Origin of the sequence: Candidatus Methanoperedens nitratireducens (assembly GCF_900196725.1) — an archaeon.
Lineage (GTDB): Archaea > Halobacteriota > Methanosarcinia > Methanosarcinales > Methanoperedenaceae > Methanoperedens > Methanoperedens nitroreducens_A.
The window spans coordinates 1-17724 of record NZ_FZMP01000008.1 but is presented as its reverse complement, the minus strand read 5'-3'; the positions used below and the strand labels follow the sequence as shown (position 1 = coordinate 17724).

Below are 17724 nucleotides of genomic sequence, written 5' to 3'. Positions count from 1 at the left end.
ATTGGGGAATTCTGCACCGCCGTTGACACTAATAGAGTTTATCCTTAAAAATAGAGGAGACAACAGATTGTGGTGGTCACGCACTGTTGCAGCGAATGGTCTGGTAGCTATTGCTATACAGCATCCTCAGGAACGAGAACGTGTTCTGTCTCTCCTGCATGGGTTATTTTCTGAAGGTGAGGATCCGGAATTCTTGGGGTTCACTGCAAGCTATCTTTTAGATTTAAATGATTCTTCATCTATCCCTATCCTTGAAAAGGCATTCGACCTTGACCTTATTGAGGAGGATATTGTTAGCAGGGAAGACCTTCAGCAGGATAGGGAAGAGCCTGACGAAGAAACCCTTGATCAGTACAACAGTGATCTGCTTGAGTTTTATGAGCCTCAGCAGGTTGCCAAACGTCAGGCACGGTGGGAGGAAGAAAGGAGAGAAGAAGAACTCCTGACAGCCCAAAAGCATTGCCTTCTCAAAGGAAAATAGGTCGTAATGAACCCTGTCCATGTGGGAGCGGCAAAAAATTTAAAAAATGCTGCCTTCCATTAGTAGAAGTTATACCACTAAAACAGGTGCTTGGAGATGGTTATTATGTCACCTCAGATCATCTTAAACGGGTAAACCCCTTCGATCCGATACTGGTTCTTGAGAATCTCACTGCTCTGGCGTTTGAAGCTGAGAAGGAGGATGTAAACCGGGCTATGGATATCTTCAGAAAGCTGGAACCTCTGGCAGAACGCAGCGGAATGCTGGGCGATTTCCTAAATCATTGGGGAAAGATATGTTACAATCACCCTGAACTTGGAGAGGATGGGCTGGCAATCATGCGCAGACGCCAATCCTTTTATCAGGATAAAGATAGGGAACAATGGGCTGACGCCAGTATGGATGCGGCTGATTATCTTTGTCTTTTGGGAAGATGGGACGAAGGTAGAAAGGAATATGAAAAACTTCTTGATAAGATGCCAGACTTTCTTATGATTCATATCAGATTTGCCCGCTTCCTAGAAAAAGGTGGTCTTATTGATGATGCTGTACATCAGTATCAGCAAATCCTAAAGATGGAGAATCAAGTGGAGGAGTATTATTTGGAAATGGCAGCAGAAGAACTAAAAGAATTAGCCTCACGCTTAAGTCTTAAACTTGACCCATCGATTCAGGAAATTGTTGAGCGATTGAACTCAAATAGCCAGGAGGAAAATACATTCGATGAGTTCGCTTAAGATAGCTTTAAGTCACGAAAAATGATAGGGTATTAATTTCACAGATATATGATCGTTCTGCACGGAACCTGGAAACCAATAGAAACATTAGAAAACCGGGGAGGTTTCTTCATATGGGGCGAATCCTCCTCATCAACGGCTAAACGCAGGGGAAGAATCCCAAAGGCCGATACACAGCGGACTCACCCTTTTCAAGCTTCGGAAAAAGACCTGAGGAGGGTAATAGAATCCCTGGATCCAGAGAGCGGCAGCGTTATCAGAAAAAAGGCTCGCCCGGATAACGTGGTTCTTATGCTCCCATCATTTTCAATGTCTCCCCAGGCATCACCGGATCTGCTCAGGGATGAAGAGAGTGCTGAAGAAACTGTATGTTTATCGCCATGGAAAGTGGATGGTCTTTGCATCCAGCCGGAAGATGCGGTTTTATTGCTCAGCTTACTCTCAGGAGCATGGACACAAACGGACGGCGCAGCCATCGGAACCGATTTGAGATTCTGGAGTAAAGTCTCAAAGTTTGCAATGGAACTTCTCTCAAAACAGCATTTTGTGCCTGGAATCATTTTTTCTGAGAACGGCAAAGCGTTCGCTCAATGGCAGTATGAACTGAACGATGAGGACGACAGGATACACATGTCAATGCTTGCATGCTCGATGCCTCCTGTTTGCAGGTCACTCCACCAGAACAGGATTCCAAACTCTCAGGATGTATTAGCGGATTTTTTAAATAGCTCTATTAATGGCTGTATCCGAAGCTGGATTCCTATCTCAGAGATACGCTCGAAAAAGCCCGGTCTCTCTGAGGCATGGTTGGAATCTCTGGCGACAGGAGAACCGATCAGAGTCGGTGCATCAAATCTTAAAAAACTATCTGACGGAATAACATCCTGGAAAGCTCCATTGCACGAGATAGAAAAATCAGAATTTCGCACGTGCTTCCGCCTTGAACCCCCTGATGATATTGAATCTGGTGTCTGGAATCTGCGGTACTTCCTCCAAGCATCAGATGATCCAAGCCTCCTTGTGCCTGCCGAAAGCGTCTGGAGAGAATCAAAGGATACACTTCAATTTTTAAACCGCAAATTCGACCAGCCGCAGGAGAAGCTTCTTTCCGACCTTGGGAAAGCCTCCAGGTTATACCCCACTATCGAAGATAGCCTGCATTCCGCAAGACCCGAAGCTGCACAGCTTACAACGCAGCAGGCATATACTTTTTTGAAAGAGGCTGTACCCTTACTTACAGAAAGCGGGTTTGGCGTCCTCATTCCTCCCTGGTGGAATAAAGGTACATTAAATTCGAAGCTTGGCGTAAAATTAAATATGAAACCAAAGCACGGCACCAGGACCACCAAGGGAATATTTGGTTTTGATTCGATCATACAGTACGACTGGCAGCTTGCTCTTGGAGACGAGCCAATAAGTGAGGAAGAATTCGAGAATCTTGTAAGCCTCAAAGAGCCGCTCGTGCGCATACGTGGACAGTGGGTGGAAGTGAAAAAAGAGGATATTGCAGCAGCCATCAAATTCTTCAAATCCAGGAACTCAGGGGAAATGAAGCTGGGAGATGCCCTCCGTCTGAGCGTGGGATTTAGTGAAGACACAGTTCTTCCCGTAAGCGGGTTTGCAGCTTCTGGATGGTTATCAGATCTGTTTGAGCGTTTATCAGGTAAAGCAGAGATAAAAGAGCTGCCGCAGCCCGGTGATTTTGTGGGAGAGCTTCGCCCTTATCAGGTAAAAGGTTTCTCATGGCTTGCGTTCCTGCGCCAGTACGGGCTTGGTGCCTGTCTTGCTGATGATATGGGGCTTGGGAAGACCATTCAGATGCTCGCTCTGTTACTGAAAGATAAAGAGGGAGGCATTGATAAGCCAACCCTGCTGATATGTCCCACCTCTGTTGTCGGGAACTGGCAGAGAGAAGCAAAGCGGTTTCACCCACACTTTCGGTTCTTGTGCATCACGGCATAAACCGAAAGAAGAAAAATGAATTCCTCACCGAGGCTGCCAGATACGACCTTGTGATAAGCACCTATGCGCTGGCGCACAGGGACGAAGAGATGCTCTCTCAGGTCAAATGGAATGGAGTTGTGCTTGATGAGGCGCAGAACATCAAGAATCAGTTCACAAAGCAGTCCCAGGCAGTTCGAAAGTTCAAATCTAACTATCGCGTGGCTCTCACAGGCACGCCCGTTGAGAACCGTTTATCAGAACTCTGGTCTATCATGGAGTTCCTGAATCCTAGCTACCTCGGTTCAGCAGAGGGCTTTAGAAAAAGATTTGCGCTGCCCATTGAGAGGTATAATGATAAAGATGCCGGGACTAAGCTTCGAAGCATTGTTTCACCATTTATACTCCGCCGCTTAAAGACCGACCCAGCAATCATAAAAGACCTGCCTGATAAAATCGAGATGAAAGTCCACTGCAACCTTACAAAAGAGCAGGCAACGCTCTATGAGGCAGTTGTTAAAGATATGCTGCGTAAGATAGAGAGTTCAGAAGGAATTGAAAGAAAAGGCATGGTGTTATCAGCACTGGTAAGACTGAAGCAGGTCTGCAATCATCCTGCTCAATTCCTGGGTGACGGTTCAGAGCTTCCGGGACGCTCAGGTAAATTGAACCGCATCATAGAGATGCTTGAAGAGGTGCTTGCAGAAGGTGATTCTGCTCTTGTCTTTACTCAGTTTGCAGAGATGGGCGGCATGCTCAAGGCGCATTTCCAGAAAGTCTTTAGTCAGGATGTGCTTTTCCTGCATGGCGGTGTATCCCAGAAGCAGAGGGACCAGATGGTCATGAGGTTTTCAGAAAAGAACGGTCCCAGAATATTCATCCTTTCGCTCAAAGCCGGAGGAGTTGGCTTGAACCTGACACGAGCAAGCCATGTATTCCACTTTGACCGCTGGTGGAACCCTGCTGTTGAGAATCAGGCAACTGACAGAGCTTTTCGTATCGGGCAGACAAAGAATGTGCAGGTGCACAAGTTTATCTGCGACGGAACGCTTGAGGAAAGGATAGATGAGATGATAGAGGACAAGAAAGCCCTGGCTGAGAACATTATAGGCACTGGCGAAGGCTGGCTGACAGAGATGACGACCGAGCAATTAAAAGACTTATTCGCACTGAGGCGTGAGGCGGTAGCTGATGAATAATAGAATATGCAACATGCGGGGTAAATAAAATAATGGGCTGGCGGGATGATTTCTGGGGCGGCTACACCCCTTCAAAACCAATAAAAGTTGAGGGAGGCATCAAAGCAAAGAGCAAGAAAGGGGGCATTGGAGACACATGGTGGTCAAAGCGCTGGGTAAAAGTCCTTGAGTCATTTGGCTGGAGCAACAGGCTTGAGCGGGGAAGAAGATACGCCAGGGGTGGGCAGGTTCTTGATTTCAAGCTTGCACCGGGCAAAGTCGCAGCAAGAGTTCAGGGCTCAGTCCGAAAACCGTATTCAGTGAGCATAGAGATAAAACCGCTTATAGATGAGGCATGGAGCCGGATTATCGATGAAATGTCCCAGAAAGCCATATTTGCAGCAAAACTACTTGCTGGCGAGATGCCGCAGAACATAGAGGAAGCCTTTGATGCAGCAGGCATGTCGCTCTTTCCCGAATCCTCAAAAGATATCAAGACAGACTGTTCGTGCCCTGATAGCGCGAACCCCTGTAAACACATAGCAGCTGTTTATTATATTCTGGCAGAGGAATTTGATCGCGACCCTTTCATGCTTTTTAAACTTCGAGGAAGAACAAAGGATGAGATCACTATATCACTTCGCAAAAAACGTACAGCAGGTACGCAAAGCCCCACTCTGCCTGAAACAGCCCCAACAGCACCCACAGCCTGTGAGGCGACAGAACAAAAAGAAGCATCTTTATCAATCGATGATTTCTGGTCAGGAAAGGAGATTGAATCTTTTTCAGTGAATATATCCCCGCCCGATGTATCTGCGGCAATCATAAAACGATTGGGGACACCGCAATTCTGGGATAGCAAAAAGGATTTCAGTAAGAAAATAGGGAGCTATTACGAAAAGATTAGTAAGCATGCTATAGAAGCTGCATACACGGTACAGACTGTACCAAAGAAAACGAAGAAAAATATGAGGAGAAATATTTACTAAAATTAGTAAATAAATCAATAGTTTACTACTTATAGTAATATTTATAACGCATAAAGTCGTAGATTCACTCATGCTCGAATTGATCTTTGGAACAAGGACCAAGGTAAGGCTCCTTCAGTTACTTGCAGCATCCAGGAGCCCGATTACAAGGAATGAGCTTGCCCGGATCACACACTCAGGCATCAGAAGCACCTATACCCAGATCGAGGAACTTATAGCCATAGGCGTTCTTAAGGAAACTGAGAATGGGCGCAGCAGAGTGGTGCTTGATCCAGAGTTCCCTTTTTATGACAGCATCCGTGATCTGCTTTTATCAAGCAGGGATTATCCAGGCACTCCTCAGGATGTGCTCAAACTGGTGGACAGGATATGCGGAGATAATTATTACCTCGGAGCCTTCACCGCCGCCCGGCAAAGCATCACACCAATCGATTATGACCCGCCGGTATACATGATCAATATATTGAAGAAACAGTACCGCAGGCTTTATCCCAGGCTCAAGGCGCTAGGCAAGCTTCCCAATATCAGGGTATATGAGAAAACAGGAGAGGCAGGAGAGACAACTATCATTGCTAACGCATGCGAAAGCATCCCGCCAGATGTTAAAAGGGTTGATTATCTCAATGTGGAAGTATGGATTGCATCAACTGAACGGGGAATCATCGAATGCCTGGCCAGAAAGACACCTTTTACGCTATACGGCACATACCTGGCGCTGCTGCAAAACAGGCTTGATAATGTTATAGACCTTGCCTATTTCAGGAAACTTGCTATGGAAGAGAATTGCTTACCTCTTGCTTTAGCTGTCATGTCAGAGTTCAATGAAGTCTCAGGCAGGGATATCTTTGAGCTAACAGAGGAGGAAAAGAAGATGGCAAGCTCGGCGAAGGAAATGGTAGATACAAAAGAGATAAAACATGCGATCAATACGGTGATGGGATGAGGATTAATTTCAGCCCCGAGGAAAAGCTAAGACTTCTGTCCACGATACAGGTCTGGAGGCGGGACCAGCTTACTCAGGACGTGTTCAGAAAGCTTCAAGTGAAATACGGCATTCCGGCGTATCTTATAGAGACCCTGTTCTGGCACCTGGAGATACTGGATAGACTGCAGCCTGTCAGCGAGTTCCTTGTATTCAAGGGCGGAACGTGCGTACAGAGCTATATTGATCCAATGCTTCAGCGAGCATCCAATGATCTGGACTTCAATACGATCATAGAGAATCCCAATGCTTTGATGCAAAAGATCGAAAACCTGAACACCCTGCTCAAAGATCAGGGGATTGCTATAGAGGTGCATGGTATTCAGTACGGCGTTTTTGAACTGGAATCCAGAGACGCGGTATCAGGAACCCTTAACTACAGGCACAGGATGCCCTCCAGGTTCGGAGAATATGAGCGCGTGGCAGGTAAAGATGTACAGGCAAAATCAATTAGGGTGCAGATAAACTACAAGCATTCCTGGCTTCCAGCTATAAAGAAGGTCACAAAGCCTGTGGAATTCTTAGTCATGGAAGCTGCACCGGTAAAGGCAGTGGTCATCCCACATGCAAGTATAGAAGACCTGATCGTTGACAAGCTTCTTGCGACAAATGAGCATACGGGCAGGGAGAGGTTCAAGGATGTTTACGACCTTATGGTGCTATTAAGTCTTGATTATGATAGGACTTTGGTTAACAATAAACTGGCATTGATTGCCAGAAGGACGGGGAGAGACGCTGGCGAGCTGATCAAATCAAGTGCCAGTACAGTGATGGCATTCGGCGAGCGGGCAGATGAGGCGCGGGGTTTTTCTAGTATGGTGGCGAGGGGTGGGAAAGAGCTCATCAAGAACTGGGAGATGAACTGCGAGAAGACGGCGGAGGAAATTATACGGCTTGTGTAGATGTAACTTCAGAAGAATTTAATGTTATTTAACCGCATAAAATAGTTATTATGCCTGTTAAAAATTCAAAGATTGGGAAGTTGATTAACAAAGGGGAAAGGCACTTTAAGAACAAGCAGTTTGAAGATGCTCTTAGCATATTTGATCTTTGCCTCAAAATTGATAGGAGAAATGAAAAACTGTGGGAGTATAAGGCTTTTGCACTCTATGAGCTGAACAGAATCGATGAAGCCTATGAATGTTTGGAACAGATTAAAGATATTAACCCGGAGAAGATGAGATGGCTTGATGAAATTCGAAAAATTCCAGAAATACAGAGATGTGATAAATTGATGGAGGACGCCAGTATGCTTATCGCTGACCAGCAATTTGAGAAAGCAATAGCCTGTTATAAAGAGGTAATTAAAAGCGACCCGGTGTGCACTGATGCTTATATGAATACAGGGATATGTTATGATTACCTCGGAGATTATTCTTCAGCATTGGATTTTTTCAATATGACGCTGGAGTTATACCCCTTATATCCTAAAGCATGGTTAAATAAAGCAATTACATACCAGCATATGCGGGATATCGATGAGGCATTAAACTGCTACGAAAAAGCAACTGACCTGGATAAAAACTACAGTTTAGCATATTATAACAAAGGTGTACTTCTTATGGAAATGGGAAATTATAGGGTTGCTCTGGAATCTTTCACAAAAGCGCTTGAAACCGATCCGGAAAATGAAAATGCCAGATACAATGCAGAGATCTGCATCAACTGGATTTTGAACAGAAAAGTTATAAAGTGAGAAAACAAAGTAGTTGATGAGAATGTCAAAGAAAATTGGAAGAAATGATCCGTGCCCATGCGGTTCAGGGAAAAAATATAAACGCTGTTGTTTAAACAGCCAGAGAGCTACTGTCAATAAAACAATCCCAAAACCTGAAAAACCACTTGTTAGCCCGTTAGCCCTTATGAGATTTGAACAGAGGTTAACCGATAATCCAAAGCAATTGGAAAAAATTAGCGAAGAAGTGGAAAAATACCACGATGACAAGAGTATAAACCTTAAAGATTTTATTTTAGGGAGCTGGAATCTTAATAAAGTAAGAAAGATGAGCACTTCAGAAATAATTGAAAAATTAAAATCATTGAATGTAAATTTTGAGGTAGAGAGTTTCAAAAAACAGGCTCAAAATTACATCTCTGCAATGCAGTTAGCTAAAGATCATTATTATGCACAGGATTTTCATGCACAGGGTACGGATGAAGATTTTATCTGGTTAGCGATAATAGAATTATGGAACCGAATAATCCCGGAAAGATGCAATATCGAAATGATCGATAATCTAATGCAAGAAGGCTATGAGGATATTGAAAGCAGGGATTACAAGAGTGGAATGGAGAAGTGGGAAAAAGCGTGGAATATGATAATAAGTATTGTCCCCCCACATCTCAAATCTGTAAGGGATGCGGATGAATTCATTCCCCAGCTAACACAAAGTATCTTTAACTGGTGCCAGGATTTTGAAATGGAGTTGGGTAACGCAGGATCGGAGGATGATTCTTTTTACTCGAAGAGAATCAAGTACTGTCGGGATTTCTGCCGGATCTTTCCTCATTCAGATGAGTTAATAATACAGAACATGCTCAGGGCAGAAGCTGAATCATATGCTGCTCTGGGGGACATAGAAACGGCAGAGAAACTATTCAAAGAACTGGTAAAGAGGTTTCCGGACAACGTTTGGGGATATATTGGCTGGGGTGATATGTATTGTGGCTTTAAAGATAGCAAAATTCCTGCAAACTACGATAAGGCTGATGAAATTTATCGGATGGGTCTTACCAGATGCAATACCGAATTGGAAGGCATTTATGAAAGATTGGAAGATCTTGAAAAAAAGAGAAACACACCAGTTAACAGGCACCTGACAGTGCGCAGCTAAGCATTTGTTATTTTGCTCTTCTTGCTAAAAAGGTAGAGCTATCCCCCATATGAAATCTGAACTCGCCTTCCAGTGTATCTTTTTCTTTTAATCTGACCCAACCACTGCCGAAGGCAGGATCGCATTCATCATTTCCTTCCCAGGTGAATTCAAACCTTTTGCCTTCAGCATAATCAACAATCCTGCCGTCCATATCACCAGAAACTAAACCAAACTGAAAACATCCATGATTGTTAGGCTCTATCGTGATATAAGCCTGAACTTCCATATTGAAATAGTCCTCATCCCACGCCTCCATCTCATAAATATGCCATGTTCCTGTAAAGTCCATACTTCTAACTCTCCTCTCTCGTTAAATAACATTAGCGATCTCATGTATTTGAAGTCTTTGGAGGCGCTTTTATAAAGTGAAACCCAAATATGTACATCCGGTTAAATTCTTCGGCAGGCTACTATCGATTTGCAAACCAGACGCAGTAATCTTTTACAGGTTGATAGTTTATTGGATCTTTGTTTATGGCTTCCAGATCATAGAGGGGATGATCATATTTTTTGCGCCCTCGCCTTAACTCAACGATTATCCCGTAGTGGTCATCTACCAGAGAGATTTTCTTTACACTGACCTTATCTCCTGACCGCAGCGGTCCTTTATCCTGATATCCCAGCACTTTGGCATCAAAAGGAAAAGCCAGAGTTTTTTCGAAATACCTCTCCTACGCCCTAAAAGTTTCCATCTCGTCTTCTTCATCAACACCAGTAAGTACTTTCTGGATTCTCTTACCTTCTTCACCAAGCCAGCTCCAGGAATGGGTTTTCAAAATCTTTTTAACGGCCTCTTCTGTTTCTCCTTTTTATCCCTTGGTTCAGATAGTTCAACTTCCTCAGTCCAGAGGCACATCGTTGTATAATCCAGTCCTTCTACTTCACTCTGCTCGATGAAATAACCGGGCATATTTTTTAAAGTTATACTATCCCATCGTACGCAAACGAGCATCTTGCCGTCTTTATCCTCTGTTATTTCTGAAACTCTCCCTTGCCATCCTCCGATGCACAGATCCTTTAGGTCGGGACACACTGTTCCTTCTTTTACCCTGACCGGGTCTCCTATTTTTAAATTGTTCTTATTCGTATTAGACTCTATATCGGTGATACCATTATCATGTCTGGAGCTATTACATTTAGTCATTTTTAGCATCTTGTAAAGTGCAAATTATAGCTAACATTTCCTATGTAATTGTTTTATACAAACGGCTTTACTATCTTCGGAATTTGACTGAACTTGATTACCAGCTTCTCTTTGGCTTTGGTGCTTTCTGAGGTTATTATAAGCCTGTTATCATGGTTTTGAATTTTAAATTTTGCCTCTTTGGCCTGATAGTTTAGAGGCTTCAATCCAGTAACACCATGCACGATTATAGTGCCGCCAGGCTTTATAATTATAAGTCTCTGTCCTTCATTTTTATCATCTTTTCTGCCTGAATATTCTATTTCGGCATAGCCCGCAATAAGATATACAGGGTGACTATCGGGCTGATTCTCAAGCTGTTCGATCAATTCTTCTACAATATCTTGATTTTCTTCATTATGGATAAATTCAGCTACCTGCTCTTTCACAACCCCTCCTATTGTTTTATTCTCAGTATCTACAGGCGCTGCATCAATCAAGCATTCCTCTCTGATGCTTTCATCAGGAATTAGCTTCAGTTGCGATTGATCAGCCTGGTATTTCTCAAGCTCTTTCAAGATGCGCTTCGCTTTTGCCTCGTTTATTCCAATGGCTGTCAGCGTTTGTAGCGTTTGGACTGATAATTCTTGCATACTCCTTATGCTGTGTTGGATAAGAGTTTTTACTGTTTTTATATCGATAGACTGAATCTGTAATAACGGTTCAGCTTCATCCGGTATACTGTTTTTAATCAGTGTACTTGTATTTTTTACGATAGCCACGTTAGAAGGAGTTGAATAATTCTGAAAAATATGCTCCAGTGCTTTAAGCAACCTCTCCGTATTTTGTTTTATAACCCATCCATCGCTTCGGAATTCAGAGGGTATCTCGCCATGCATATAGGCCAGTAGAATGGCTGCGACTTTTAGTGATCCACCTTTCAGATTGATTGTTCTATCTTTAAGGATTTTTTTGATTAAAGCGTGTTCTTTTGGTCTAACAACCACTTCGCTGAACTCATCCGCTTTTGATATGATTTCCAGCACTTCTGATAGTGTGAGATTCTCTCTTTTCGCGTACTCTCTGAACAATATAGCTGTTTTTATATTGACATAATAGATAGATGTTATAATGCTCAGTTGAGTTGGATGAAAATCGTATGTATCCGGGTTAAAATCGACAAATCCATTTGAAATGAGTACTTTGATTTCATCCTTAACTTTCTCGTTAAGGTCAAGATTATTATATTTTGCCGGGTTTTTCCTTATGCACCTATATAGAAAAGTGGTTCTAATCCATTCTCTTGCCTCATTAATATTGTTAATCGTGCCCATGGCGATTTCAGCATTGATATGCTCAGGAAGAGATTCATGAAGCATTGATTCTATCTCTTTTCCCTTTTTCAGGAGTTGCCTGTACATCTCTGCTTTTGCATAGGGAACAATAACCCATCCATACCCTCTATCATCGTATTGAGGTCTTCCCGCTCTGCCGAGCATCTGAAGCAGGTCTATCGGACTGAGTTCTTTATTGCCCTCAAGAGGGTCATTTATCTCCACGTCCCTTATCACTACAATTCTGGCTGGAAGATTGACGCCCCATGCCAAGGTTGAGGTTGATATAAGGACTTTTATAATTCCCTTGCGGAATAAATTTTCTACAGTATCCCTGTCCATCTTGTTTAGCCCTGCATGGTGGAAAGCTATTCCCCACCGGATAGTCTGGCTCAGTATCTGGTTTTTTATCAGCTTTCCTAATTCTGATACATACTCGTATTCAGCTTCGGTGAGATACATCCTGCCGTCTTTCTCGAAGAACTCAAGAAGCTTTTTGGCAGATCGAACCGCATCATCCCGCGCTGTAACAAAAATGAGTGCTTGATGGCCGTCTCGCAAAGGCTTTTTGATCAGATTGAGTGCTTTATACAGCCTTACGTATTTATTGATGAACTCGCTTTCTTTAGGATCATAGGCAAAAACATCCGTTTCAAGCTTAACTGGCCTGTAGCTGTCATCAAATTTAAGAATCTCTTCCTTATCTGCGCCTATCCACTCAGCAACATCTTCAATGTTAGGCATGGTGGCGCTGAGGGCTATTATCCTGAGCGGCTTGTCCTTATTTATCCGTTTTATTCTGCTGATTAGAACTTCTAAAGTCCCTCCTCTTATATCGGAATCTATGAGATGTACCTCATCTATTATGACGCACGATACATCACGTACAAAGGCGAATCTATCAGTCTGGTATTTTCTGGTAGCAGAATCCCATTTTTCAGGAGTTGTTATGATAACATCTGCTTCCATTGCACGCTTTTCTGATAATTCCCGTTCACCTGATACAACATATATGTTAAAACCTATCTTTTTAAAGATATCGTTCCATTCCGACTCTTTTTCGTTGGTGAGGGCACGCATTGGCGCAATGTATAATATCTTTCCATGCGATGGCTTGGATAGCTCACGAACCATTGCTGTTATAGCTATGACCGTTTTACCGCTTGCAGTCGGTGCGGCTACAACGCAGTGCCTATCAGATTCCAGGATGATTGGAACTGCCTGAGATTGCATACGGTTAAATGTCTGGAATGGGAAAAGAGACCGGAAGCACTCATCAATAACATCATCGACTTTTAAAAGTATGGCATCATTCATCATCGCAATTGCTTTCTATCTCTTCCTCCATTCCTTTTGCCATCAAGAATCCTCTGGCTCTCTCGGTATATTTATACTCGCCAACTTTTGCCCAGAACTCCTTAGAATGGTTGGGATGCACCAGATGGGTCATTTCATGCATGATTACATAGTCGAGAACCCATTTCGGCATATCCAGAAGCCTGTGGGATATTCGAATTGTGCCCCTGGCAGGTGTGCAGCTTCCCCTGTTCCTTTGTTGGTTAGTAACAAATTCGATGGAATTTACCTTGAGCTTCCCCTGGAAATACTTGCTGTTGAATTCATCAAATCTTTTTATTAGATAATCATCTTTATTGATTTGCTTCTTCAGCTTCTTTTTCTCGATTTTTTCCTTCATCCTCTGTATGATTTTTCGTTCCTCTTTACGATGCATTCCAAGAGGGAGATGCACAACAAGAGTTTCCCCGACCATCTTAGCTTGAATGGTCTTTTTTCTATCAGGGCTTCTAATGATTTTGACTTCCATGGTTTCGTTTCTTTTCGTCTTGACAGGGGATAAATTTGATGTTGCAGGTGAAGTTTCTTATTTTAATCGTAAAAAAACCGGCATAAAAAACGATACCTCTTTAGCATTTCGTATCATAATTGATTACAAATGAATAAATCTTTACACAATCAAGGCGGTTAATATTAAAGAAAGTAATTTGATGCTTGAGAGAAGGCTGCAGCTTGCTAACTATAGAGAGGCGTTTGCAGATGCCTAGTAAATTGCAAAATAAAAAATCTCAAACGAAACTAAAAGGAGCACGTCACTACTTCTTCTTAAATCCCTATATTGATAGCTCCTTTACACGTTGCCCAAAATGTGAATCAAAAACCAAAATTAGAAAGTATTGTCTGGTAATTCACATTGAACCCAAAAATTTGTTCTTGCTCAATAAATCCTGCCGATACTGTCCCAGTTGTGATTTGATTATTGTTAAACAAGCAGATTTAGAAAGACTCCTTATCGCTGCCTGTGAAAAAAATGCGCCGGATATCATAGGTAACGAATATTTTGTTTTTGGCACAATAGATAGAGCAGATTGGAAGAATGTACAGAAAAAAAAGATAAGTCCGCAAGATGCAATAAAATACTTACATCCTTTTAAGGATATCTGGAAATTTGAGGTAATTCCAGGAGGATGGTATCCTGAAGAGAAGAAGAAAGCTTGAAATTAGGATACGCCTTGATTGTGTATAATGGAGCATGTCCTAATCGGAATATACCAATTGGGCTAGGTCTCTCAACTTGGCTATAGGAGTTGAATTCCCATCTATGTTAAAAAATATACAAACAACTGCTATATAAAGATGCAAACACAGACCGCAACATTTATTATAATTCTGCCGGTTATAATTGCACCTGGGTAAAGAGTTCTTAATAAGCTACATGATATCCACCCGCTCTAAAGGGATTATCTGACAATTATAGCTGGTAATAAGAAAATCCCCTACTTTTTCAATTCAAAGCCCGAGTATCCATTCTTTTCTTTAAGATTTCTTTGGGTGCAACCCGCCGACTTTAGACACAATGCACAGTGATAGCAAAAATATATATTCCATTAAGTAATAACATTGTTATAACATGGAATAAAAAGTCAGAAGAATTGGAAACAGCATGGGAATAATAATCCCGCAATATCTGCTGCAAGAAATGGGTTTACCAGAAGTAGTTGATATAAGTTTAACTGGGGGTAGTTTAGTAATCACTCCTTTGAATAAAATCGTCAGACGCAAGCCAAGGGATGAAGATGAGACCTCTGGCTTATACAGCATAATGAAAGCAAACATAGAAAGCAGCATCAAAAAAGGAAAAGTGAAGTGGATTAACGAAAGAGAAATGGAAAGGACGATATGCTAGAAGAACTGAAAAAAATAGCATCCATAGAGAACCTTGTAGATAAAAAAGCATATTTTATGTCACTTCTAACACAAGAGGCTGAGAAAAGAAACACACGTCCTATTGTTGTTGGAGGGTCTGCTGTAGATTTTTATACTGAAGGGATCTTTCCAAGTTACGACATAGATCTCATAGGGAACCAGAAAATAATAGGCGAGATTCTGGAAAATACCTTTCGTTTCAAGCGTAGTGGAAGGCACTGGATTAGTGAGCAGATAGGTATTTATGTGGAAGTACCAGGCGACAATTTAGCGGAAGACAGGGATAAAGTCACGACAATAAAAGTCGGCGATCTAAAGCTATACGTGATTGGAATCGAGGATTTGATAATCGACCGCATGGCTGCATGCAGTGAGTGGAAGTCGGATACAGACTGCAAGCAAGCAGAGTACATGCTTAGATATTATCATAGCAGAATAGACTTCAATTATCTGGACAAAAAAGCAAAGGACGAAGGGCTTTTAAAAACATTAAAGAAACTTCACGGATTTTAAGTGCAAAGCTATCCGTAATTAACAGAGCTTGAGACTCAGAATATGGCAGAAGTCACAGTACGGCTCCCCGAAGATTTGCGTATTGGCATAGGTACACTTCAATAGACTGGTCAAGCATAGCAGTAAAGAAGCATAGCAGTAGAGGCTATAAGGAAGATTACCGCTGAACCTGAACTGCTCGATGCAGTTACGGCAGAAAGCAAACTGGTCGAGGAAGGGGCAAAGCCGTGGGAGAGGAAAATGTTAGATGCTAATTTTACGCGACAAAACTTTTAAGTATTACCAAATGGTAATACTCATTTATGGAATATAGCAGGATAACAAAAAAAGGGCAGATAACTATACCACAGAAATTCAGAGAAATTCTCGGAATTAAAGCTGGCGAGAAGGTACTTTTCGATTTAGAAGATGAAAAGGTAGTAATTAAAAAAGCCCCCCAGAACCCTGTGGCCAATCTTGTAGGTCTTGGAAAAGGCATTTTTGGTGCGGGTTTGGAGTACCAGCGTAAAATACGAAGCGAGTGGGAAGAGAAATGAGAATCTTCCTTGATACAAACATTTTTCTTGCTATTTTGAATAAAGAGGAAACCTGGGAACTTGCAGAAAAACTTCTTCTAGATGTTCACAATGGGAAACATACAGGCTATACTTCAGTGATTTGCGTTTCAGAGATCTTAAGCGGATTTTATGCAGAGGACGAATCTGAGAAAGGTGAGACGTTCCTTACAGATATAAAAGCTATAAACAATCTTACAATAACCGACGTAGACCTCATCATCGCGAAAGATGCTGCCAAAATGCGAGCAAAATATAAAATAAAGCTTCCTGATGCTATGATTGCCGCATCTTGTATGATTCACAAATGCAAATTAATAACACAAGATGAAAATCTCAGGAAAGTGAGAGAAATCGAGGTTAAATCAATAGATAAAATTTAAGAAAGCGGATCTGGGGATGCAAACACATAGTTAGGTGAGAGGATTGAGGTTCACAGAAGTGGGAGAAGGTTCAGGTGTAACATTGTCAAAATATCGTCAATTCATAAGATGATATAGTTATGGAAGAATTGATGGTGGTTATCCTTGGTCCACTTATTGTTTCATGAAGCAATCCCACAGTAATAAAAGATTTTAATATTATTTCATTTATAATTTTATTGGTTAAACTTATATAGCACTAAAACAATGTACAGCAGGGAGAATATTTTTTAAACAGTGTAAACTATACCTGTAAAAATGCGCTAAAATCCCGATCGGAGCATAAATTTACCAGGTTGTGGGACAGAATTAAGTGGGGTACAAGTTTAACAAATTATGCCGGACTCCAGTGCAGGTTAAAGCTGTACCAGTCCGATCATCTCTTTTTTCCCACTTTCCATCCAAACCATCTCTTATCTGCTGAAAATCCTGATTCAGAGTTATTTCTGAGATAATATTGCTCAATGTACGGAATTGGGTAGTGTACCAAAATACGATACTTAAATTTAATGATATTTGAAGAGCCTGTCCCACCTTGAATATATCCAATTTCGAGCAAATCGCTATCGGAAGATTACTTGAACCAAATATTTGTGAAAAATTGGAATCAACATGAGGGGGCAAAGCGACCTTCTAACCTAACGAAGTAGAGTTAAGTATCTTAAATTATGCCACTGCCAAAAAGAAGGCTTGATTTTGAAGGACCGCGAAATAGAAAGATTTTTGGAAAGGGTTGTTACTCTGTTTGGTACTTCAGCAAAAGCAGATATTCCCAGAAAATATATTGGAAGAAATGTTTACGTGATAATTACTAAAAATGTGCGTGATTGAAGATTATTCTATTTTGTCCCACAGCCGGAAAGTGAATTACAAACATATTTAGTAATAAAAAATAATCTGGTGTCTGATGGTTCGAGTCCTTGCAACCGGTACTTTTGATTTGCTCCACCCCGGGCACCTGCTGTATTTTTCAGAAGCAAAGGCGCTGGGTGATGAACTTTACGTCATAGTGGCGCGCGATTCTATGATAAATCATAAACCAAAGCCCATAATACCCGAAGGGCAGAGGCTTGCGATGGTGCAGTCCTTACGTATCGTGGATAAGGCGCTTCTCGGGGACGAACAGGATATGTTCAAGCCACTTCGCGAGATAAAACCCGATATCGTAGCTCTCGGTAAAAACCAGTTCTTCCAGGAAACCGAGCTTGAAGCGCAATTAAGGGCGCATGGAATAAATGCAAAAGTAGTAAGGGTACAATCGTTCAAGCAGTGCGAACTTTGCAGCAGCGCCGCAATTATCCGGCGGATACTTGAGCGGAACGGGCTGTCAATTTAGTATAGAGGATTTCGATAAACCTATCGAAATATTAAA

Annotated in this window: 19 protein-coding genes and 2 pseudogenes; 16 read left to right on the top strand and 5 right to left on the bottom strand. The window is 42.0% G+C overall.

Annotated features, from left to right (window positions below; translation table 11 throughout):
* From MNV_RS00835 to MNV_RS20005, 9 genes and pseudogenes are all read left to right on the top strand, one after another.
* Window positions 1–481 (top strand): DUF1186 family protein (locus MNV_RS00835; protein WP_218837840.1); only part of this gene is annotated, 481 nt, incomplete at its 5' end.
* Entirely contained in the window at window positions 412–1218 is an 807-nt protein-coding gene (locus MNV_RS20010) for a tetratricopeptide repeat protein (protein WP_096203465.1), read from the top strand. The genes MNV_RS00835 and MNV_RS20010, both read left to right, overlap by 70 nt.
* Before the next feature lie 48 nt (window positions 1219–1266).
* Window positions 1267–3719 (top strand): annotated as a pseudogene (locus MNV_RS20410) (DEAD/DEAH box helicase); the annotation flags it as partial.
* A gap of 9 nt (window positions 3720–3728) precedes the next feature.
* Window positions 3729–4358: a DEAD/DEAH box helicase gene (locus MNV_RS21100; RefSeq protein WP_394336521.1), complete on the top strand. Its 630-nt coding sequence runs from the start codon at window positions 3729–3731 to the stop codon at window positions 4356–4358.
* Window positions 4359–4390: 32 nt separating this feature from the next.
* On the top strand, window positions 4391–5326 hold the full coding sequence (locus MNV_RS00820) for an SWIM zinc finger family protein (protein WP_096203464.1): 936 nt from the start codon (window positions 4391–4393) through the stop codon (window positions 5324–5326).
* Window positions 5327–5396: 70 nt separating this feature from the next.
* Window positions 5397–6269 carry a hypothetical protein gene (locus MNV_RS00815; RefSeq protein ID WP_096203462.1) on the top strand — a complete coding sequence of 291 codons (873 nt, stop codon included), beginning with the start codon at window positions 5397–5399 and terminating at the stop codon, window positions 6267–6269.
* Window positions 6266–7210, top strand: coding sequence for a nucleotidyl transferase AbiEii/AbiGii toxin family protein (locus tag MNV_RS00810; protein WP_096203461.1), 945 nt, complete (start codon window positions 6266–6268; stop codon window positions 7208–7210). The genes MNV_RS00815 and MNV_RS00810 overlap by 4 nt, the downstream gene beginning before the upstream one ends.
* Window positions 7211–7260: 50 nt before the next feature.
* Window positions 7261–8004 (top strand): tetratricopeptide repeat protein, encoded by a 744-nt coding sequence (locus MNV_RS00805; RefSeq protein ID WP_096203460.1) that lies wholly within the window; start codon window positions 7261–7263, stop codon window positions 8002–8004.
* A gap of 22 nt (window positions 8005–8026) precedes the next feature.
* Complete coding sequence (locus MNV_RS20005) at window positions 8027–9142, top strand: tetratricopeptide repeat protein (RefSeq protein WP_218837839.1); 1116 nt, start codon at window positions 8027–8029, stop codon at window positions 9140–9142.
* Between the two features lie 7 nt (window positions 9143–9149).
* On the opposite strand, the gene MNV_RS00790 is transcribed toward MNV_RS20005, so the two are convergent.
* The 5 genes and pseudogenes from MNV_RS00790 to MNV_RS00770 all read right to left on the bottom strand — a co-directional run bounded on the left by MNV_RS00790 (window position 9150) and on the right by MNV_RS00770 (window position 13466).
* The gene (locus MNV_RS00790) at window positions 9150–9473 is read right to left on the bottom strand and encodes a hypothetical protein (protein WP_096203459.1); all 324 of its coding nucleotides are present in this window, start codon (window positions 9471–9473) and stop codon (window positions 9150–9152) included.
* A gap of 121 nt (window positions 9474–9594) precedes the next feature.
* Window positions 9595–9840, bottom strand: a pseudogene (locus MNV_RS00785) (calcium-binding protein); the annotation flags it as partial.
* Window positions 9841–9956: 116 nt separating this feature from the next.
* Complete coding sequence (locus MNV_RS00780; protein ID WP_096203455.1) at window positions 9957–10328, bottom strand: hypothetical protein; 372 nt, start codon at window positions 10326–10328, stop codon at window positions 9957–9959.
* Window positions 10329–10381: 53 nt separating this feature from the next.
* Window positions 10382–12961, bottom strand: coding sequence for a DEAD/DEAH box helicase (locus MNV_RS00775; RefSeq protein WP_096203454.1), 2580 nt, complete (start codon window positions 12959–12961; stop codon window positions 10382–10384).
* Window positions 12951–13466, bottom strand: a complete 516-nt coding sequence (locus tag MNV_RS00770; protein ID WP_096203452.1) for a M48 metallopeptidase family protein — start codon at window positions 13464–13466, stop codon at window positions 12951–12953. The genes MNV_RS00775 and MNV_RS00770 overlap by 11 nt, the downstream gene beginning before the upstream one ends.
* A gap of 230 nt (window positions 13467–13696) precedes the next feature.
* On the opposite strand from MNV_RS00770, the gene MNV_RS00765 reads away from it, so the two are divergent.
* From MNV_RS00765 to MNV_RS00735, 7 genes are all read left to right on the top strand, one after another.
* Entirely contained in the window at window positions 13697–14155 is a 459-nt protein-coding gene (locus MNV_RS00765; RefSeq protein WP_096203450.1) for a hypothetical protein, read from the top strand.
* A 445-nt stretch (window positions 14156–14600) separates the two neighbouring features.
* Entirely contained in the window at window positions 14601–14843 is a 243-nt protein-coding gene (locus MNV_RS00760) for an AbrB/MazE/SpoVT family DNA-binding domain-containing protein (protein WP_096203449.1), read from the top strand.
* Complete coding sequence (locus MNV_RS00755; RefSeq protein WP_096203447.1) at window positions 14837–15376, top strand: DUF6036 family nucleotidyltransferase; 540 nt, start codon at window positions 14837–14839, stop codon at window positions 15374–15376. The genes MNV_RS00760 and MNV_RS00755 overlap by 7 nt, the downstream gene beginning before the upstream one ends.
* A gap of 302 nt (window positions 15377–15678) precedes the next feature.
* Window positions 15679–15912 carry an AbrB/MazE/SpoVT family DNA-binding domain-containing protein gene (locus MNV_RS00750; protein ID WP_096203446.1) on the top strand — a complete coding sequence of 78 codons (234 nt, stop codon included), beginning with the start codon at window positions 15679–15681 and terminating at the stop codon, window positions 15910–15912.
* A complete protein-coding gene (locus MNV_RS00745) occupies window positions 15909–16313 on the top strand; it encodes a type II toxin-antitoxin system VapC family toxin (RefSeq protein WP_096203445.1) in 405 nt (134 codons plus the stop codon). The genes MNV_RS00750 and MNV_RS00745 overlap by 4 nt, the downstream gene beginning before the upstream one ends.
* 735 nt (window positions 16314–17048) lie before the next feature.
* Window positions 17049–17183, top strand: a complete 135-nt coding sequence (locus tag MNV_RS00740) for a DUF2080 family transposase-associated protein (RefSeq protein ID WP_179293720.1) — start codon at window positions 17049–17051, stop codon at window positions 17181–17183.
* A 76-nt stretch (window positions 17184–17259) separates the two neighbouring features.
* Window positions 17260–17688 (top strand): adenylyltransferase/cytidyltransferase family protein, encoded by a 429-nt coding sequence (locus tag MNV_RS00735; RefSeq protein WP_096203443.1) that lies wholly within the window; start codon window positions 17260–17262, stop codon window positions 17686–17688.
* Window positions 17689–17724: the final 36 nt, after the last annotated feature.

Excerpts from the sequence above, each read along its gene's own strand:
- MNV_RS21100 (WP_394336521.1), top strand. The coding sequence starts at position 3,729 with ATGGTGTTATCAGCACTGGTAAGACTGAAGCAGGTCTGCAATCATCCT.
- MNV_RS00820 (WP_096203464.1), top strand. The coding sequence starts at position 4,391 with ATGGGCTGGCGGGATGATTTCTGGGGCGGCTACACCCCTTCAAAACCA.
- MNV_RS00815 (WP_096203462.1), top strand. The coding sequence starts at position 5,397 with ATGCTCGAATTGATCTTTGGAACAAGGACCAAGGTAAGGCTCCTTCAG.
- MNV_RS00810 (WP_096203461.1), top strand. The coding sequence starts at position 6,266 with ATGAGGATTAATTTCAGCCCCGAGGAAAAGCTAAGACTTCTGTCCACG.
- MNV_RS00805 (WP_096203460.1), top strand. The coding sequence starts at position 7,261 with ATGCCTGTTAAAAATTCAAAGATTGGGAAGTTGATTAACAAAGGGGAA.
- MNV_RS20005 (WP_218837839.1), top strand. The coding sequence starts at position 8,027 with ATGTCAAAGAAAATTGGAAGAAATGATCCGTGCCCATGCGGTTCAGGG.
- MNV_RS00790 (WP_096203459.1), bottom strand. The coding sequence starts at position 9,473 with ATGGACTTTACAGGAACATGGCATATTTATGAGATGGAGGCGTGGGAT.
- MNV_RS00780 (WP_096203455.1), bottom strand. The coding sequence starts at position 10,328 with ATGACTAAATGTAATAGCTCCAGACATGATAATGGTATCACCGATATA.
- MNV_RS00775 (WP_096203454.1), bottom strand. The coding sequence starts at position 12,961 with ATGATGAATGATGCCATACTTTTAAAAGTCGATGATGTTATTGATGAG.
- MNV_RS00770 (WP_096203452.1), bottom strand. The coding sequence starts at position 13,466 with ATGGAAGTCAAAATCATTAGAAGCCCTGATAGAAAAAAGACCATTCAA.
- MNV_RS00765 (WP_096203450.1), top strand. The coding sequence starts at position 13,697 with ATGCCTAGTAAATTGCAAAATAAAAAATCTCAAACGAAACTAAAAGGA.
- MNV_RS00760 (WP_096203449.1), top strand. The coding sequence starts at position 14,601 with ATGGGAATAATAATCCCGCAATATCTGCTGCAAGAAATGGGTTTACCA.
- MNV_RS00755 (WP_096203447.1), top strand. The coding sequence starts at position 14,837 with ATGCTAGAAGAACTGAAAAAAATAGCATCCATAGAGAACCTTGTAGAT.
- MNV_RS00750 (WP_096203446.1), top strand. The coding sequence starts at position 15,679 with ATGGAATATAGCAGGATAACAAAAAAAGGGCAGATAACTATACCACAG.
- MNV_RS00745 (WP_096203445.1), top strand. The coding sequence starts at position 15,909 with ATGAGAATCTTCCTTGATACAAACATTTTTCTTGCTATTTTGAATAAA.
- MNV_RS00735 (WP_096203443.1), top strand. The coding sequence starts at position 17,260 with ATGGTTCGAGTCCTTGCAACCGGTACTTTTGATTTGCTCCACCCCGGG.